This window comes from Pseudomonas yangonensis, from assembly GCF_009932725.1.
Lineage (GTDB): Bacteria > Pseudomonadota > Gammaproteobacteria > Pseudomonadales > Pseudomonadaceae > Aquipseudomonas > Aquipseudomonas yangonensis.
Genome location: NZ_BLJU01000003.1, coordinates 524945 through 540793, shown reverse-complemented (window position 1 = coordinate 540793; position 15849 = coordinate 524945). Strand labels below are relative to the sequence as shown.

15 protein-coding genes are annotated in these 15849 nt (G+C 65.3%); 7 read left to right on the top strand and 8 right to left on the bottom strand.

Translation table 11 applies throughout. The features are described 5' to 3' along the window. Positions 1–2 precede the first annotated feature (2 nt). Entirely contained in the window at positions 3–1418 is a 1416-nt protein-coding gene (locus GYB81_RS08040; RefSeq protein ID WP_017363443.1) for an acetyl-CoA carboxylase biotin carboxylase subunit, read from the bottom strand. Between the two features lie 155 nt (positions 1419–1573). On the opposite strand from GYB81_RS08040, the gene GYB81_RS08035 reads away from it, so the two are divergent. Together GYB81_RS08035 and GYB81_RS08030 are read left to right on the top strand one after the other, a co-directional pair. Further along, on the top strand, positions 1574–2548 hold the full coding sequence (locus GYB81_RS08035) for a LysR family transcriptional regulator (protein ID WP_161866753.1): 975 nt from the start codon (positions 1574–1576) through the stop codon (positions 2546–2548). Positions 2549–2621: 73 nt separating this feature from the next. Next, positions 2622–3809, top strand: a complete 1188-nt coding sequence (locus GYB81_RS08030) for an XdhC family protein (protein WP_161866754.1) — start codon at positions 2622–2624, stop codon at positions 3807–3809. 272 nt (positions 3810–4081) lie between these two features. On the opposite strand, the gene GYB81_RS08025 is transcribed toward GYB81_RS08030, so the two are convergent. The 5 genes from GYB81_RS08025 to hexR all read right to left on the bottom strand — a co-directional run bounded on the left by GYB81_RS08025 (position 4082) and on the right by hexR (position 8480). Next, complete coding sequence (locus tag GYB81_RS08025; protein ID WP_161866755.1) at positions 4082–6319, bottom strand: xanthine dehydrogenase family protein molybdopterin-binding subunit; 2238 nt, start codon at positions 6317–6319, stop codon at positions 4082–4084. A gap of 14 nt (positions 6320–6333) precedes the next feature. Next, on the bottom strand, positions 6334–6792 hold the full coding sequence (locus GYB81_RS08020; RefSeq protein WP_161866756.1) for a (2Fe-2S)-binding protein: 459 nt from the start codon (positions 6790–6792) through the stop codon (positions 6334–6336). Between the two features lie 210 nt (positions 6793–7002). After that, on the bottom strand, positions 7003–7215 hold the full coding sequence (locus GYB81_RS08015) for a PA3496 family putative envelope integrity protein (protein WP_024310139.1): 213 nt from the start codon (positions 7213–7215) through the stop codon (positions 7003–7005). Between the two features lie 69 nt (positions 7216–7284). Then, complete coding sequence (locus tag GYB81_RS08010) at positions 7285–7596, bottom strand: YceK/YidQ family lipoprotein (RefSeq protein WP_161866757.1); 312 nt, start codon at positions 7594–7596, stop codon at positions 7285–7287. Positions 7597–7613: 17 nt separating this feature from the next. Then, on the bottom strand, positions 7614–8480 hold the full coding sequence (hexR, locus tag GYB81_RS08005; protein WP_161866758.1) for a transcriptional regulator HexR: 867 nt from the start codon (positions 8478–8480) through the stop codon (positions 7614–7616). A gap of 290 nt (positions 8481–8770) precedes the next feature. Between hexR and zwf the strand changes: the two genes are divergently transcribed. Further along, on the top strand, positions 8771–10192 hold the full coding sequence (zwf, locus tag GYB81_RS08000) for a glucose-6-phosphate dehydrogenase (protein WP_218573840.1): 1422 nt from the start codon (positions 8771–8773) through the stop codon (positions 10190–10192). 68 nt (positions 10193–10260) lie between these two features. Here zwf and GYB81_RS07995 read toward each other — a convergent pair whose 3' ends face one another. Both GYB81_RS07995 and znuA read right to left on the bottom strand, forming a co-directional pair. Continuing rightward, entirely contained in the window at positions 10261–11508 is a 1248-nt protein-coding gene (locus tag GYB81_RS07995) for an MFS transporter (protein WP_161866760.1), read from the bottom strand. 261 nt (positions 11509–11769) lie between these two features. After that, a complete protein-coding gene (gene znuA, locus GYB81_RS07990; RefSeq protein ID WP_161864362.1) occupies positions 11770–12714 on the bottom strand; it encodes a zinc ABC transporter substrate-binding protein ZnuA in 945 nt (314 codons plus the stop codon). 66 nt (positions 12715–12780) lie between these two features. On the opposite strand from znuA, the gene zur reads away from it, so the two are divergent. The 4 genes from zur to GYB81_RS07970 all read left to right on the top strand — a co-directional run bounded on the left by zur (position 12781) and on the right by GYB81_RS07970 (position 15832). After that, positions 12781–13266, top strand: coding sequence for a zinc uptake transcriptional repressor Zur (zur, locus tag GYB81_RS07985; RefSeq protein WP_161864361.1), 486 nt, complete (start codon positions 12781–12783; stop codon positions 13264–13266). Further along, positions 13263–14051 carry a zinc ABC transporter ATP-binding protein ZnuC gene (znuC, locus tag GYB81_RS07980; RefSeq protein WP_161864360.1) on the top strand — a complete coding sequence of 263 codons (789 nt, stop codon included), beginning with the start codon at positions 13263–13265 and terminating at the stop codon, positions 14049–14051. The genes zur and znuC overlap by 4 nt, the downstream gene beginning before the upstream one ends. Next, the gene (gene znuB, locus GYB81_RS07975; protein ID WP_161864359.1) at positions 14051–14839 is read left to right on the top strand and encodes a zinc ABC transporter permease subunit ZnuB; all 789 of its coding nucleotides are present in this window, start codon (positions 14051–14053) and stop codon (positions 14837–14839) included. Before znuC ends, znuB begins: the two co-directional genes overlap by 1 nt. A 153-nt stretch (positions 14840–14992) precedes the next feature. After that, positions 14993–15832 (top strand): PA5502 family lipoprotein, encoded by an 840-nt coding sequence (locus GYB81_RS07970; RefSeq protein ID WP_161864358.1) that lies wholly within the window; start codon positions 14993–14995, stop codon positions 15830–15832. Positions 15833–15849: the final 17 nt, after the last annotated feature.

The window sequence follows — 15849 nt, the reverse complement described above, 5'->3', positions numbered from 1 at the left end:
CCCTACAGGCCCGCGTGGGCAGCGATGGCGGTGGCGATGGCGATGGCCAGGTGCGACGGGTTGCGCTTGATCGAGTACTGAGTCAGTTCCGGGTGGCTTTCGACGAAGCTGGTATTGAACTGGCCGCTACGGAATTCCGGATTACGCAGGATTTCCTGGTAATAGGGCGCGGTGGTACGCACGCCCTGCACGCGCATGTCGTCCAGCGCACGCAGGCCGCGGTCCATCGCCTCTTCCCAGGTCAGCGCCCAGACGATCAGCTTCAGGCACATCGAGTCGTAATAGGGCGGAATGGTGTAGCCGGTATAGATCGCCGTGTCGGTACGCACACCGGGGCCGCCCGGCGCGTAGTAACGGGTGATCTTGCCGAACGAGGGCAGGAAGTTGTTCTTCGGGTCCTCGGCGTTGATGCGGAACTGCAGGGCATAACCGCGATGGATGATGTCTTCCTGCTTGACCGACAGCGGCAGGCCACTGGCGATGCGGATCTGTTCACGAACGATGTCGATGCCGGTGATTTCCTCGGTGATGGTGTGCTCCACCTGCACCCGGGTGTTCATCTCCATGAAGTACACCTCGCCTTCGGCGAGCAGGAACTCCACGGTACCGGCGTTCTCGTAGCCCACGGCCTGCGCTGCACGCACGGCCAGGTCACCGATATAGGCGCGCTGCTCGGGGGTGAGCTGCGGGCTGGGGGCGATTTCGATCAGTTTCTGGTTACGGCGCTGGATCGAGCAATCGCGCTCGTAAAGGTGCACGGTGTTGCCGAAGCTGTCAGCGAGGATCTGCGCCTCGATGTGCTTCGGGTTGACGATGCATTTTTCCAGGAAGACTTCGGCGCTACCGAAGGCCTTGGTCGCCTCGGAGATTACCCGCGGGTAGGCCTGCTCCAACTCCTCGCGGCTGTTGCAGCGACGAATGCCGCGACCGCCACCACCGGAGGTGGCCTTGAGCATCACCGGGTACCCGATACGCTCGCCTTCGCGCAGGGCTTCGGCCAGGTCGGCGACGTTGCCTTCGGTGCCAGGGGTGCAGGGCACACCGGCGGCCATCATGCTGCGGCGCGCTTCGGTCTTGTCGCCCATGCGGCGGATGACCTCCGCGCTCGGGCCTATGAATTTGATCCCGCGCTCAGCGCAGATCTCTGCAAGTTCGGCGTTCTCGGAAAGAAAACCGTAGCCGGGGTGCAGCGCATCGCAGCCGGTTTCCACCGCCAGATTGACCAGCTTGCGCGGGTTCAGATAGCCGGCCAGCGGGTCTTCGCCAATGCTGTGCGCCTCGTCGGCACGCTTGACGTGCAACGCATGACGGTCGGCTTCGGAATAGATGGCCACCGAGCGGATGCCCATTTCGGCGCAGGCCCGCACGATGCGGACGGCAATCTCACCACGGTTGGCGATCAGTATTTTTCTTATCACGATCCAATCCTCAGCGCAGAGCTGCAAGGGACGCTGCAACAGTTGGTTGCAAAACGTGGTGAAACCCTATCCGGCTATACGAATTAACCAAAATGAATAATTATTTGATCGTGCATAAGTAATTACTTATGTACTGACCGAACGAGGACGAAAACGTGCGTAAAACCCTGCTGCGCATGACCCTGCGCCAACTTCAGGTGTTCCGGGCCGTATGCGAGCACGGCTCCTACAGCCGTGCCGCCGACGAAATGGCGCTGACCCAGCCGGCGGTCAGCCTGCAGATCCGCCAACTGGAGGAGCTGGTCGGCCAGCCGCTGTTCGAGTACGTCGGCAAGAAACTCTACCTCACCGAAGCGGCCGAGGCGCTCAGGCGCGCCAGCAGCGACATCTTCGGCCGCCTGGAAAGCCTGGACATGCAGCTGTCGGACTTGCAGGGCTCGCTGCAGGGACAGCTCAATTTGTGCGTGGAATCCAGCGCAAAGTATTTCATTCCCCACCTTTTCGCCGATTTTAGGCGCCATTACCCGGAAGTCAGTCTCAACCTTACGGTGGTCAATCATGCGCTGGTGGTGCGCCGCCTGACCCTCAGCCGAGACGACCTGATGATCATGAGCCAGGTGCCACAGGACATGGCCCTGGACTTCATGCCCTTCCTCAACAACCCGATCATTGCCGTGGCGGCACCCGATCACCCCTTGTGCGAGGCCGACGACCTGCAACTGCAGGATCTCACCGCCTATCCGCTGCTGATTCGCGAAAGCGGCTCGGGCACGCGCCGCGCCTGCGAGGAGTACTGCCACCAGAAACGCGCACACTTTCCGCTTACGCTGGAGATCGGCTCGCTGGAATCGCAGCGCGAAGCGGTACTGGCCGGGCTTGGCATCGCCCTGTTGCCGCGTCATGCGGTGCGCATGGAATTGCAGCATGGCCTGCTGCGTGAGCTGCCGGTGAGTGAACTGCCCTTACAGCGCAGTTGGTGCGTAGTGAATATTCGCGGCCGCAGGTTGTCACCTGTAGCGCAGGCCTTCGTCGACTTCATCCGTACCGAGCGCGCGCAGATCGTCAAGCTGGCCGAGCGCTTCGAAGGTGGCCACGCAGGATCAGGCAAGAATCTCGCAGGATCGGCATAACCTCTTCCGGTCGATCTGCGCGAAATTGCCAGCCTGAGCCCCTCTACCATCCAAACCTGCCTGGGAGAACGCAATGTTGTCGGGAATCAGCGCCCTGCTCGGCGCCATCCGCGGGCTGGAACGCGACAATGGCCAGGCCGTGCTCGCCACCGTGGTCAAGGTGGAGGGCTCGGCCTACCGCCGTCCCGGCGCGCGCATGCTGATTCCGCTCTACGGCGGTACCGTGGGTACCATCAGTGGCGGTTGCCTGGAATCCGAAGTGGCGAAGAAGGCCTGGTGGCTGACAGATAGCGGCGAGGCCGTGATCCGCCGCTACAGCACGGCTACCCAGGACGACGATGACGATCAGGACGCCGCACTGACCTTTGGCCTCGGCTGCAACGGCACCGTGCACGTGCTGCTCGAACGCCACAGCGCGGCAAAGCCGCTGGCGGTACTCGAGTTGCTGCGCCGGGTGCGCGAAAGCGGCCAGGCTGGCGCGGTGGCCACGGTGATCGGCAGCTATCGCAACGCCCGCGCGCGCGTGGGTGATCGTCTTTGCCTGCATCCCTCGCTCAGTGACAGTGGTCGCCTGCTGGATGCAGCACTCGACGCCGAGGTGCGCGCCGATCTGCAGCGCACCCTGAGCGATGGCCGCTCCTCCCTGCGCAGCTACCGTGATGAGCGCGGCGATATCGAGGTGTTCTGCGAATACCTGGCACCGCAGCGACGCCTGGTGATCTTCGGCGCCGGGCATGACGCCCAGCCGCTGACGCATATGGCCAGACTGCTGGACTGGCACGTCACCGTGGTCGACGGCCGCGCCCATTTCGCCCGCGCCGAACGCTTTCCCAACGCCGACGCCGTGCTGCAGGTCGATGCGCGACCACCCTATGACCTGCACACACTCACCAACGGCGCCATGGTGGCGATCATGACTCACAGCTACAGCCAGGATCGTCACTGGCTGGGCAGCGTGCTGCAGGGCTCGCCCGCCTATATCGGCCAGTTGGGGCCACGCGACCGCACCGAACGACTGCTGGACGAGATACGCCAGCACAGCCCGCAGTTGCCGGCCCTGGGGCGCCTGCACTACCCCATCGGCCTGGATATCGGCGGCGACACGCCGGAAAGCGTGGCCACGGCGATCCTCGCGGAAATGACCGCGGCGATGAACCAGCGCGATGGCGGCATGCTCATGCACCGCCGGGCGTCGATCCATACACCAACACCGTTGGACTGCAGCGATATCGAGCCGGCGACCAGACTAAGTGCGTCCTGATCCCCGGACTGCATCGAGGCCACCCTACATGCTGAACGCCCGACACGATCCCGTAGGAGCGGCTTCAGCCGCGATCAATGGCCGAAGCTCGCCGCTAAAGCGCCTCCTACACTAGAACGACCTCCCGAGGCACGGTTGATCTCACCCTGTGGGAGGGGCTTTAGCCGCGACAGCTTTGCAACAATCTCGCCGCTAAAGCACCTCCCACAGTGCCCCCCACAAACCAAAACGCCCGGGCAATCGCCCGGGCGCCTTGTTTGCTGCAGCCAGCTTCAGGCCTTGATCTGCGCCGGGAACGGCAACTTGCGCAGGCGCACGCCGGTGGCGGCGAACAGGGCGTTGGCCAGCGCCGGCGCCAGCGGCGGCACGCCAGGCTCGCCGACACCGGTGGGGTTCGCCGCGGACGGCACGATATGCACCTCCACCTTGGGCATCTCGTTCATGCGCAGCACCTGGAAGTCGTGGAAGTTCGATTGCTCGACCCGCCCTTCCTTCAGGGTGATCGCACTGTGCCGAGCGGCGGCCAGACCGAAGCCGATACCGCCTTCCATCTGCGCGCGGATCACGTCCGGATTGATGGCGATGCCGCAGTCCACCGCACAGACCACGCGATCCAGACGGTAGCTGCCATCGGCCTTGACCGTGACCTCGACGACCTGCGCCACGAAGGAGCCGAAGGATTCGTGCACGGCAATGCCCCGCCCGCGCTTCTCGCCCTCGGCACCGGCGGCCAGTGGCTTGTCCCAGCCGGCCTGTTTGGCCGCCAGCTCCAGCACGCCACGATGACGAGGATGACTTTCAAGCAGCGCATGACGGAAGGCGTAAGGGTCCTGGCCCGCGGCCACGGCCGCCTCATCGATCATGGTTTCGGCCACAAAGCCGGTGTGGGTATGGCCCACCGAGCGCCACCACAGTACCGGCACCCTGATATTGGTCGGCGTGCTCAGCTCCACCCGCAGGTTGGGCACCGCGTAGGACAGGTTGGACAGGCCCTCCACCGAGGTATGGTCGACCCCGTCCTTGATCATGAAAGGCTCCATCGAAGTGCCGCTCATGATCGACTGCCCGACGATGCGGTTGTGCCAGGCCTGCAGCTTGCCGGCCTGGTCCAGGCCGATACGCACGCGGTGCAGGTACAGCGGCCGGAAGAAGCCGCCGCGGGTGTCGTCCTCGCGCGTCCAGACCATCTTCACCGGCGCATCGACGCCCTTGTCGCGCGCGGCCTTGGTGATGGCCACCGCCTCCAGCAGGTAGTCGGAAACCGAACTGGCGCGACGGCCGAAGCTGCCGCCGGCGTACAGCTGGGTCAGCGAAACCTGCTCGGGCTTGAGGCCCAGGTAGCTGCTGATGATGGCCTGATCGACGGTCTGGAACTGCTCGCCGTTCCAGATCTCGCAGCGCTCGCTGGAGAGTTTCACCAGGCAGTTCATCGGCTCCATCGCCGCATGGGCCAGGTAGGGAAATTCGTACTCGGCCTCGACGGTTTTCGCCGCCTGGGCCAACGCCGCATCGGCATCGCCCTTGCTCGCGGCGGGCAGGCCCGGCTGGCCCGCGCTCTCGCGGTACTGGGCAAAAATCTCCTCGCTGCCGAGGGTGAAGGCCTGGCTCTCGTCCCACTCGATCACCAGCGCATCGCGCCCCTGGCGCGCGGCCCAGGTGTTGTTCGCCAGCACGGCGACGCCCGCTCGGCCGTGGGGCAGGTCGCGGAACTCCACCACCTCGACCACGTCGCGCACCGCCTTGGCCTTGCTGCTGTCCACCTTGCGCGGCACGCCGCCAAAACGCGGCGGGTAGGCGACCATGGCTACCAGCATGCCCGGCAGCTTGAAGTCCTGGGTGAACACGGCGCTGCCGTCGGTCTTGTCCAGGCTGTCCTTGCGCCGCAGATCGCGCTTGCCGATCAGCTTGAAGTCCTTGGGATCCTTGAGCTGCACCTGCTCCGGGACCGGCAGTTGCGCGGCGGCCTCGACCAGCTCACCGAAGCCGGCGCTACGGCCTGAGCCGGCGTGGCTGACCACGCCCTGACTGACGCTGATCTCGCTGGCCGGCACACCCCAGCGCTGCGCAGCAGCCGCCACCAGCATGGCCTTGGCAGTGGCGCCGGCGTTGCGCATCTGCTCCCAGGAGTTGGCCATGGCGGTGCTGCCGCCGGTGCCCTGCATCGGGCCGAAGGCGAGGTTGTTGTAGCGTTTCACATCGGCCGGCGCGCCTTCGACGCGTACCTGGTCCCAGTCGGCATCCAGCTCTTCGGCCAGCAGCGTGGCCAGGCCGGTGTAGCTGCCCTGACCCATCTCCAGATGTTTGGCCAGCACGGTCACCGTGCCATCGAGGTCGATACGCACGAAGGCGTTCGGCTCCAGCGGGCCGCCTGCCGCCAGTGCATCCATGCCGCGCAGCAGCGGCGCGAAGAAGATGCCCAGGGCCAGGCCACCGGCGCCTTTGAGCAGGCTGCGACGGCTGACGTTGAGAATGCCGCGAGTGGCGCTGTCGGGGGTTTCGATCTTGCCCATGTTCATGCGCCTCCTCAGGCCAGCTTGCCGGCAGCGTCGTGAATGGCGGCACGAATCCGCACATAGGTGGCGCAGCGGCAGATGTTGCCGCTCATGGCCGCGTCGATATCGGCGTCGCTCGGCGCCTTGTTGCCGCTGAGCAGCGCCGTGGCGGCCATGATCTGCCCGGATTGGCAGTAGCCGCACTGCACCACGTCGAGCTGGCGCCAGGCCTCCTGGACCACCTTGCCCACGGCGTCCTCGCCAACCGCCTCGATGGTGCTGATGCGCTTGCCGGCCACGGCCGATACCGGGGTGATGCAGGAACGGGTCGGCTGGCCATCGACGTTCACCGTGCAGGCGCCGCACAGCGCCATGCCACAGCCGTACTTGGTGCCGGTGAGATTGGCCACGTCACGCAGGGCCCAGAGCAGCGGCATATCGCCCGCCACGTCCAGTTCATGGTCCTGGCCGTTGAGATTCAGGGTAATCATGGTCTGCCCACCTTTCTGATGGTGTCTAGGTCATTTCGCCAGGCCGCGCTGGCGATCACGGTGAGGCCCGCACGCAAGGGGCCGGAGGGTCACTTTAGTGGGCGCAAAAGCGGCTGTCGCCGCCTGCCGGCGAGATAGGCAGAACCGGGCAATAAGTTCGTAGAATCGGGCAAGCTCGCCGCCCTGCCCGCGGCAGGGCAGCACAAGCAATCAGGCTGCGCGGCGCGAGGTGCGCTCGGCATTGAGCAGGTAGCCGGCGGGCACCAGCTCGGGGAAATCGGCAAGCTCGCGCTGCAACTGGCACTGCTCGGCGTAGTGCTCGATGGCCCGACGATAAGCCATGCGGCGCTGGTCTTGCAGTTTGCGCCGGGTCTTGGCGTCGGGTTGGTCGTGCAGTTGCGCGTCATCGAAGATACGAGGCATCTCGGTTCTCCCGGAACGAGGACTGGAGCGCCCAGCTTCGCTCGGGGAGATGACGCTTTGACGGCAGGGCTATGAAGACTCGGTGACTTTGCGCAGCTCAGCCGACTCGATCTTCCTCGACTTGCGACGGCTGTGCACGCGAGCTGCGTCGACCGGCAACAGCAGCGTATCCAGCGCAGCGTCAACCGGCAGGGAAACGATCAACACGGGACAAGCCAGAAACATCCAGCACCAGCCATCGCCGGCAGCATCCACTGCGTACTTGGTCGCCGGATACAGTTTGACCTGCTTGTCGGGATCCATGCGGGAGAAAAAAGTACTGCACCCCGCCAACAGAACGATCAATGCAGCCAGCCCGGCGTGCCCCACTGAACACTTCATCCCTGAACACTCCTGCGCTAATCCTCGCTGCTACGCAGCGACTTCGGCGACAGGCGCAGACTGCGCAGACTGCGCTTGACGCTCTTGAGGTGGTTGACCAGGCTCGGCCCGCGCGCCATGGCCACGCCCATGGCCAACACGTCGATCACCACCAGGTGGGCGATGCGCGAGGTCAGCGGGGTGTAGATCTCGGTGTCTTCCTGCACGTCGATGGCCAGGTTGACGGTCGACAGCTCGGCCAGTGGTGTCTGGCTCGGGCACAGGGTGATCAGGCTGGCGCCGGACTCCCGCACCAGGTTGGCGGTGATCAACAGGTCCTTGGAACGCCCGGACTGGGAGATGCACACCGCCACATCGCCCGGCTGCAGCGTCACCGCACTCATCGCCTGCATGTGCGGGTCGGAATAGGCCGCGGCGTTGAGCAGCAGACGGAAGAATTTGTGCTGGGCATCAGCCGCAACCGCACCAGATGCCCCGAAGCCATAGAACTCCACGCGCTGGGCCTTGGAGCATGCGGCGATGGCGCGCTGCAGCGCCTCGGGATCGAGCTTCTCGCGCACTTCCATCAGCGTATGCAGGGTGGTGTCGAAGATCTTCAGGCTGAAGTCGGCGACCGAGTCATCCTCGTGAATCGCGAACTGGCCGAAGCTGGCGCCGGCGGCCAGGCTCTGCGCCAGCTTCAGCTTGAGATCCTGGAAACCGCTGCAACCGATGGCACGGCAGAAACGCACGATGGTCGGCTCGCTGATGCCGACGCTGTGCGCCAGCTCGGCCATGGAGCTGTGCATCACCGATGCTGGATCGAGCAGGACGTGATCGGCCACCTTGAGCTCGGACTTGCGCAGCAGGTGGCGCGACTGGGCGATGTGTTGCAACAGATTCACGGAGGTAGGCTCTATGCGGATAAGGGTCTACCGCGACACTTGGCGAGTCATGGCTCGGTTATGATCGGCGGTCGGCGGTTGTAGTGACCTTGTAGTTATACTACATAGCTCGGGCCTGCGCACAGCCAAGCGGCTGCCGAATAGCTGAACGAATGTTTCAAACAGCGGGCGCGCTGGAAAAAAACAGGCATTCTTGAAGAGCTTTCACTGCCTCTTTCCTGCAATCGCAGGTAGTTTGCAACGGTCTGCCATCACGAGTCGGAGTGTTTCCCTTGAGTATTCCCTGCGACATGCTGGTCTTCGGCGGCACGGGCGACCTGGCCCTGCACAAGCTGCTGCCGGCGCTTTACCACCTGCATCGCGAAGGGCGCCTGCATACCGATGTGCGCATCCTCGCTCTGGCGCGCAGCAGCCACAGCCGCGAGTCCTATCAGGCCCTGGCCGAACGTCACTGCCGCGCCCAGGTTGCGCGCGCCGACTTCGCCAACGACACCTGGGCGAGCTTCGCCGCACGCCTCGACTACTTCGCCATGGACGCCGCGCAGAGCGCCGATTTCGGCCGCCTGGCCAAGCGCCTGGGGCGTGATGAGCAGCGCGTGCGGGTCTACTACCTGGCAACCGCGCCGAACCTGTTCGAAGACATCGCCGCGCACCTGGCCAATGCCGGCCTGGCCGGCCCGGCCGCACGCATCGTGCTGGAAAAGCCCATCGGCCACTCGCTGGAGTCGGCGCGGGCGATCAACGCCGCCATCGGCGCCGTGTTCGACGAGGCGCGGGTATTTCGCATCGATCACTACCTGGGCAAGGAGACCGTGCAGAACCTCATGGCACTGCGCTTCGCCAATGCCCTGTTCGAGCCGGTATGGCGCGCCGGGCATATCGACCACGTACAGATCAGCGTGTGCGAAACCCTCGGCGTGGAAAACCGCGGCGCCTACTACGACAAGGCCGGCGCCATGCGCGACATGATCCAGAACCACCTGCTGCAGTTGCTCTGCCTGGTGGCCATGGAAGCGCCTGTGCGCTTCGACGCCGAAGCGGTGCGCAACGAGAAGGTGAAGATTCTCGAAGCACTCAAGCCCATCAGCGGCCTCGACGTACAGGACAAGACCGTGCGCGGCCAGTACACCGCCGGCAAGATCGGCGGCCACGACGTGCCGGCCTACTACTTCGAGAAGAACGTCGACAACGACAGCGATACCGAAACCTTCGTCGCGGTGCAGGTGGAGATCGACAACTGGCGCTGGGCCGGCGTGCCGTTCTATCTGCGCACCGGCAAGCGCCTGGCGAAGAAAACCTCGGAAATCCTCATCCAGTTCAAGCCGGTACCGCATCGGCTGTTCAACGATGGCGAAGCCAATCAACTGCTGATCCGCCTGCAACCGGAAGAGCGCATCAGCCTGCAGCTGATGGCCAAGAATCCCGGCAAGGGCATGCGCCTGAAGCCTGTCGAGCTGGACCTCAACCTGGCCAACGCTTTCAACCAGCAGCGCCGCTGGGACGCCTACGAACGCCTGCTGCTGGATGTGATCGAAGGCGACTCGACGCTGTTCATGCGCCGCGACGAGGTGGAGGCTGCCTGGCAGTGGGTCGACCCCATCCTCCAGGGCTGGCACCAGCACTACCAGAGCCCGCGCCCCTACCCGGCCGGCAGCGATGGCCCGGAGCAGCTGCAGCACCTGCTGGAGCGCCACGGGCGCCATTGGGCATAAGGCGTAGCCCGGATGCAATCCGGGAGGCTTTCTCGGCGCCGCCCCGGATTTCATCCGGGCTACTGGCTTCAGGCTTGCCGCTTGAGATTGCCTTTGTGCAGCAACACCACCCCCAATACCAGTACGCCCAGCACTCCGGCGCCGACGAACAACCCCTCATACCCCAGCGCCTCGGCCAACGCCCCGCTGCTGGCCCCGACTAAGCCGGACAGCAGCAACTGCGCCGAGGCCTGCAGAGTGAAGTCAGCGCCTTCGTGTTCCGGGCGGCACATGCGCATCATCGCGGCGAACAGGGCGACAGTGGACATGCCATCGGCCACCTGCTCGAACAGCGTCACGGCGTAGACCAGGCCAACATTGGCCCCCTGCCCCACCAGCAGCGCCAGCGCGGCGATGCCGATGGCCTGCAGGGCGCCGAACAGGATCAATGCACGCAGCACGCCGATACGGGCGTAGAGCAGGCCGCCAAGCACCGCGCCAGCGATGCCGGCCAGGCTGCTGATCAGGGTTAGCTGGCCAAGCGCACCCGTGCTCCAGCCCTGGTCCACCAGCATCGGCTTGATCATCGGCGAGCCGAGCGAGTCACCGAGCTTGAAGGTCAGCACCACCGCCAGCCACAGCAGCATGCCCGGCTGCGCCAACAAGCCGCGGTAATGATGGAGCAAAAGGCTCGGACCAAGTGCGCGCTCCGCCAGAGCGGGCTGAAAGGGTAGAGTTCGACGCTCGGGGAACAACCAGATCGGCACAGTCATCAACAGGATCAGGCCGGCCACCAGCCCCACAGCCAGGTTCCAGCCCAACGGGTCAATCACCAGCAGCAGACCGCTGCCGCTGACGATCATGCCGACCTTGTAGCCGCCGACCTGCAGGCTGTTGCCGAGGCCGCGCCAGCGCTCGGGCAGCAGGCGCACGGTGAGGCCATCGGTGGCAATGTCCTGGGTCGACGCCAGCAGATTGATCAGCAACAACAGGCCAAGCAGCAGCCACAGGCCCGAACCGAACAGGGTCTGCGGGGCCAGCAGCGCCAGTGCGGCGACACAGACGATGACTCCGCTCTGCAGCGGCAGAATCCAGCCACGGTGATGGCCCAGCCGGGACGAGGCCAGGCGGTCGATCCACGGCGCCCAGAACACCTTGAGCAGCCAGGGCAGCGCCAGCAGCTTGAGCAGGCCGATCAATGCCAGGTCGACGCCATGCTGACGCAGCAGCACCGGTAACGAGTGGGCGATCAGCCCGGACGGCAGGCCCTGCGCGCAATAGAGGGAGGCCAGCAGCACCAGCGTGGCGTTGGACGGGCGGGGTGCGGTTGGCGACATGGCAGGCGCTCGCGGCAAAAGCGCAAGCCTAGTGGTTTGCGCCGGCCAGCGGCAATGTAGAGGTGGTTACAGTTAGCTCGGCGGTCGCGGCTGAAGCCGCTTCCACAACAGCCTCGCCGCCCCGTAGCCCGGATGCAATCCGGGGCGTCCATCGCGCGAGATCCGGCAGATTTTCCAGTGCATAGGGTGGATGGCGCTTTTTCATCCACCATGAAGGCTCAGCCAGCGCTTCTCTGGTGGAACGATAAAGCGTGTTCCACCCTACAGGCTACCGAGGCACTCGTTCAGGCCAGCGGCCAGGTTTTCCAACAGCTGCTCGTAACCGCTGGCATTGACCGGCAGGGTGCCGCCCAGCGCATCCAGCTCTGCCAGTTGCACCGGCAGGCCGGCGGTCAGGGTTTCGGCCAGGCGCGGGCGCAGCGGCGGTTCGCTGAAGACGCAGCTCGGACCGGTCTGCTGCAGACGCTCACGCATGGCAGCGACATGGCGCGCACCAGGCTGCACTTCGGTCAGCACGCTGAACACGCCGGCGTGCTTGAGGCCATAGGCGGCCTCGAAATAGTCGAAGGCCTCGTGGAAAACGAAGTACGGCTTGCCTTGCAGGGCGGCCAACTGCGGACGGATACGGCCATCGAGCGCATCCAGGCGCGCCTCGAAGGCTTGCAGGTTGGCGGCGTAACGCGCGGCGTTGGCAGCGTCCAACTTGGCCAGGTCTGCCGCCATGCGCGCGGCGATCACCTTGGCGTTGTCCGCAGCCAGCCACAAATGGGCATCCAGACTGCCCGGACGATGGTCGTGATCGTGGCCAAGGCCGTCAGCGGCGTGTGCATGCTGGTGATCATGACCCTCCTCGTGGTGATCATGCTCATCATGACTGTCGCCGAAGTGACGCAGGGTCATGCCGGGCAGCTCCTGCACGGCCACCTGCGGCTTGTCGCGGCTGCTCAGCACACGGGGCAGGAAGGCCTCCATGTCCGGGCCGATCCAGTACAGCAGGTCGGCCTCGCGTACACGCCGTACGTCGGACGGGCGCAGCGCATAGTGGTGCGGCGAGGCGCCCGGCGGCAGCAGTACTTCAGGTTCGCCAACACCGTCCTGAACCGCCGCGGCGATCAGTTGCAACGGCTTGATACTGGTCAGGACGCGTACCTCGGCCTGGGCGCTGGCGACGAAAAACAGGGCAATGAAACAGAAAACACGTAACACGGGGCATACTCAAGCGACATTGAACAGGTAACATAATAACGTCTCTTACCTGCGCCGTCCTTGCCCATGACCGACACGCCCCTGTCTGCACGCCCCCACGATCACTCCCGCTGTGTCAGCCATGCGCTGGCCGAAGCCGAAGCCATCTGTGCGCGCCAGGGCTTGCGCCTGACGACCCTGCGCAAACGCGTACTGGAGCTGGTCTGGGCCAGTCACAAGCCGCTCGGTGCCTATGACATCCTCGGCGTACTGAGTGATGAAGACGGCCGCCGCGCCGCGCCGCCCACCGTCTACCGCGCGCTGGATTTTCTGCTTGAGAACGGCCTGGTGCACCGCATCGCCTCTCTCAATGCCTTCGTTGGCTGCAGCCATCCCGAACACGCGCATCAGGGCCAGTTCCTGATCTGCCGCGCATGCCACGCGGCGACCGAACTGGAGCAGCCCGCCATCAGCCAGGCCATCGTCGATGGTGCGGCCGGCGTCGGTTTCGTCGTGGAAAGCCAGACCGTGGAAGTCGTCGGCCTGTGCGCGGGCTGCAAGGACAAGTCATGAGCGAGACGCTGATCCGTCTCGACGGCGTCGCTGTGAGCTTCAACGGCCAGGCAGTGCTGGACGACGTGCAGCTCAGCGTGCAGCCCGGCGAGATCGTCACGCTGATCGGCCCCAACGGCGCCGGCAAGACCACCCTGGTGCGCGTGGTGCTCGGCCTGCTGCAACCGGAGCGCGGCAGCGTGCGTCGCGCGCCACGCCTGCGCATCGGCTACATGCCGCAAAAACTGCATGTCGATGCGACCCTGCCGCTGTCGGTGCTGCGCTTTTTGCGGCTGGTACCGGGCGTGGACCGCAAACGCGCGCTGGCAGCGCTGGCCGAAGTCGGCGCCGAGCAGGTGATCGACAGCCCGCTGCAGAGCATTTCCGGCGGCGAAATGCAGCGTGTGCTGCTGGCCCGGGCATTACTGCGCGAGCCGCAACTGCTGGTACTCGACGAACCGGTGCAGGGCGTCGACGTGGCGGGTCAGGCCGAGCTGTACCGGCTGATCTCGCGGCTGCGCGAGCGTCATGGCTGCGGCGTGCTGATGGTCTCGCACGACCTGCACCTGGTGATGAGCGCCACCGATCAGGTGGTCTGCCTCAACCGCCATGTCTGCTGTTCGGGGCACCCCGAGCAGGTCAGCGGTGATCCGGCATTCATCGAGCTGTTCGGCCAGGACGCCAAGAGCCTGGCCGTCTATCACCATCATCACGATCACGCTCATGACCTGCATGGCGGCGTGGTCAAGCCCGGCCTGACCATTCACGGCCCGGCTCACGTTCATGGCCCAGGTTGCAAGCACTGATGCCCGACTTTCTTCTCAACGCCCTGCTCGCCGGCCTGGCGCTGGCTCTGGTAGCCGGCCCGCTCGGCTCCTTCGTGGTATGGCGGCGCATGGCCTATTTCGGCGACACCCTGTCCCACGCTGCCCTGCTCGGCGTGGCGCTGGGCCTGCTGCTCGATGTCAGCCCGACCCTCACCGTGACCGTCGGCTGCGTGCTGCTCGCCGTGCTGCTGGTGACCCTGCAACAGCGCCAGCCGCTGGCCTCCGACACCCTGCTGGGCATCCTCGCCCACAGCACCCTGTCGCTGGGTCTGGTGGCGCTGAGCTTCATGCATGACGTGCGCATCGACCTGATGAGCTATCTGTTCGGCGACCTGCTCGCCGTAAGCCCCACCGATCTAGCCTGGATCATCGGCGGCAGCGCGCTTGTGCTAACACTGCTGGCCTGGTTGTGGCGACCGCTGCTGGCGATCACCGTGCACGAGGAACTGGCGCGGGTCGAAGGTCTGCCGGTGGCGGCGATCCGCCTGGCGCTGATGCTGCTGATCGCCGTGGTGATCGCCGTGGCGATGAAGATCGTCGGCGTACTGCTGATCACCTCCTTGCTGATCATCCCCGCCGCTGCTGCCCAGCGCCACGCGCGCACCCCGGAGCAGATGGCCGTGGGCGCCAGCCTGCTCGGCCTGCTGGCCGTTTGCTGCGGCCTGGCGCTGTCCTGGTATCAGGATACGCCGGCCGGACCATCCATCGTGGTCAGCGCCGCCGCCCTGTTCCTGGCCAGCTTCACCCTGCCCAGGCGCAGTTCCTGATGGCGCGCCCTGCGTAGCCCGGATGCAATCCGGGAATGCTCGACCACGCTTTCCCCGGATTGCATCCGGGCTACGGCGCGACCGATCCAGGTGAAATCGGTGCCGCAAACCTGTATGATTGCGCGTTTTTTGCACAATTCGAGACGCGTAGTCATGAAGTCGTTCGCTTTTCGTGGTCTTCCGCTTTTTCTGGTTCTGTTGCTGGTCGGCTGCCAGAGCAGCCAGCAGCAAAGTCTCCCGCCGGTCGATGATCTGGTCATCGCTTTGCGCGAGCTCGACCTGAGTCTGGCCGAAGAGCGTCTCGACGACGCGCGCGGCCAGCTCAGCGTCCTGCAGCAACGCGCCAGCCGCGACACACGCCTGGAGCAATACCAGCGCCAGCTGGCCGAGGCTTATATGGAACAAGGCCAGGAAGCGCTGCAGCAGGGCGATCTGGACCGTGCCGCCCAGGCGCTGGGCCAGGCCCGTAGCCTGATGCCGCAGGCACCCGCCTTGAGTCACGACCTCAACCAGGCCATCGACAGTGCCCGCGCCGCGCGCCAGGCGGCAGCCGAGCAACAGGCGCGCGAGGCCGCTGCCAGGCTTGACGCCGAGCGCCAGGAGCAGCTGCGCCAACAGCGCCTGGCCGGTGAGCGGCAGGCCAGGGCGGCGGCCTCTGCAATCCCGGCGGGTCAGGCCGATCCGGTGGTCCAGAGCAAGCCCGGCGCCCGATTGATCGACCCGAGCGCGGCCACCAGTTCGGTGGCGCTGCCTATGCTGGACAGCCAGGACAATCAGGAACTGCGCCGCCTGCTCGACAACGTGGCAGCGGATGTCGTGACCTTTCGCTGCGCCGTGCACATCGAAGTGCGCGAGGCCAAGGACTATCCCTGGGTCGCGGCGCTGCTCACGGCCCGCATCAAGAAGCTCGACCCGACCTTCCGTCCGCAATTGAGCCAGAAGATTGTGCCGCAACAGGTACCGCGCCTGCTGTTGAGCCCGCAGCGCCAGTGAAGCAGGCACTGGCACCG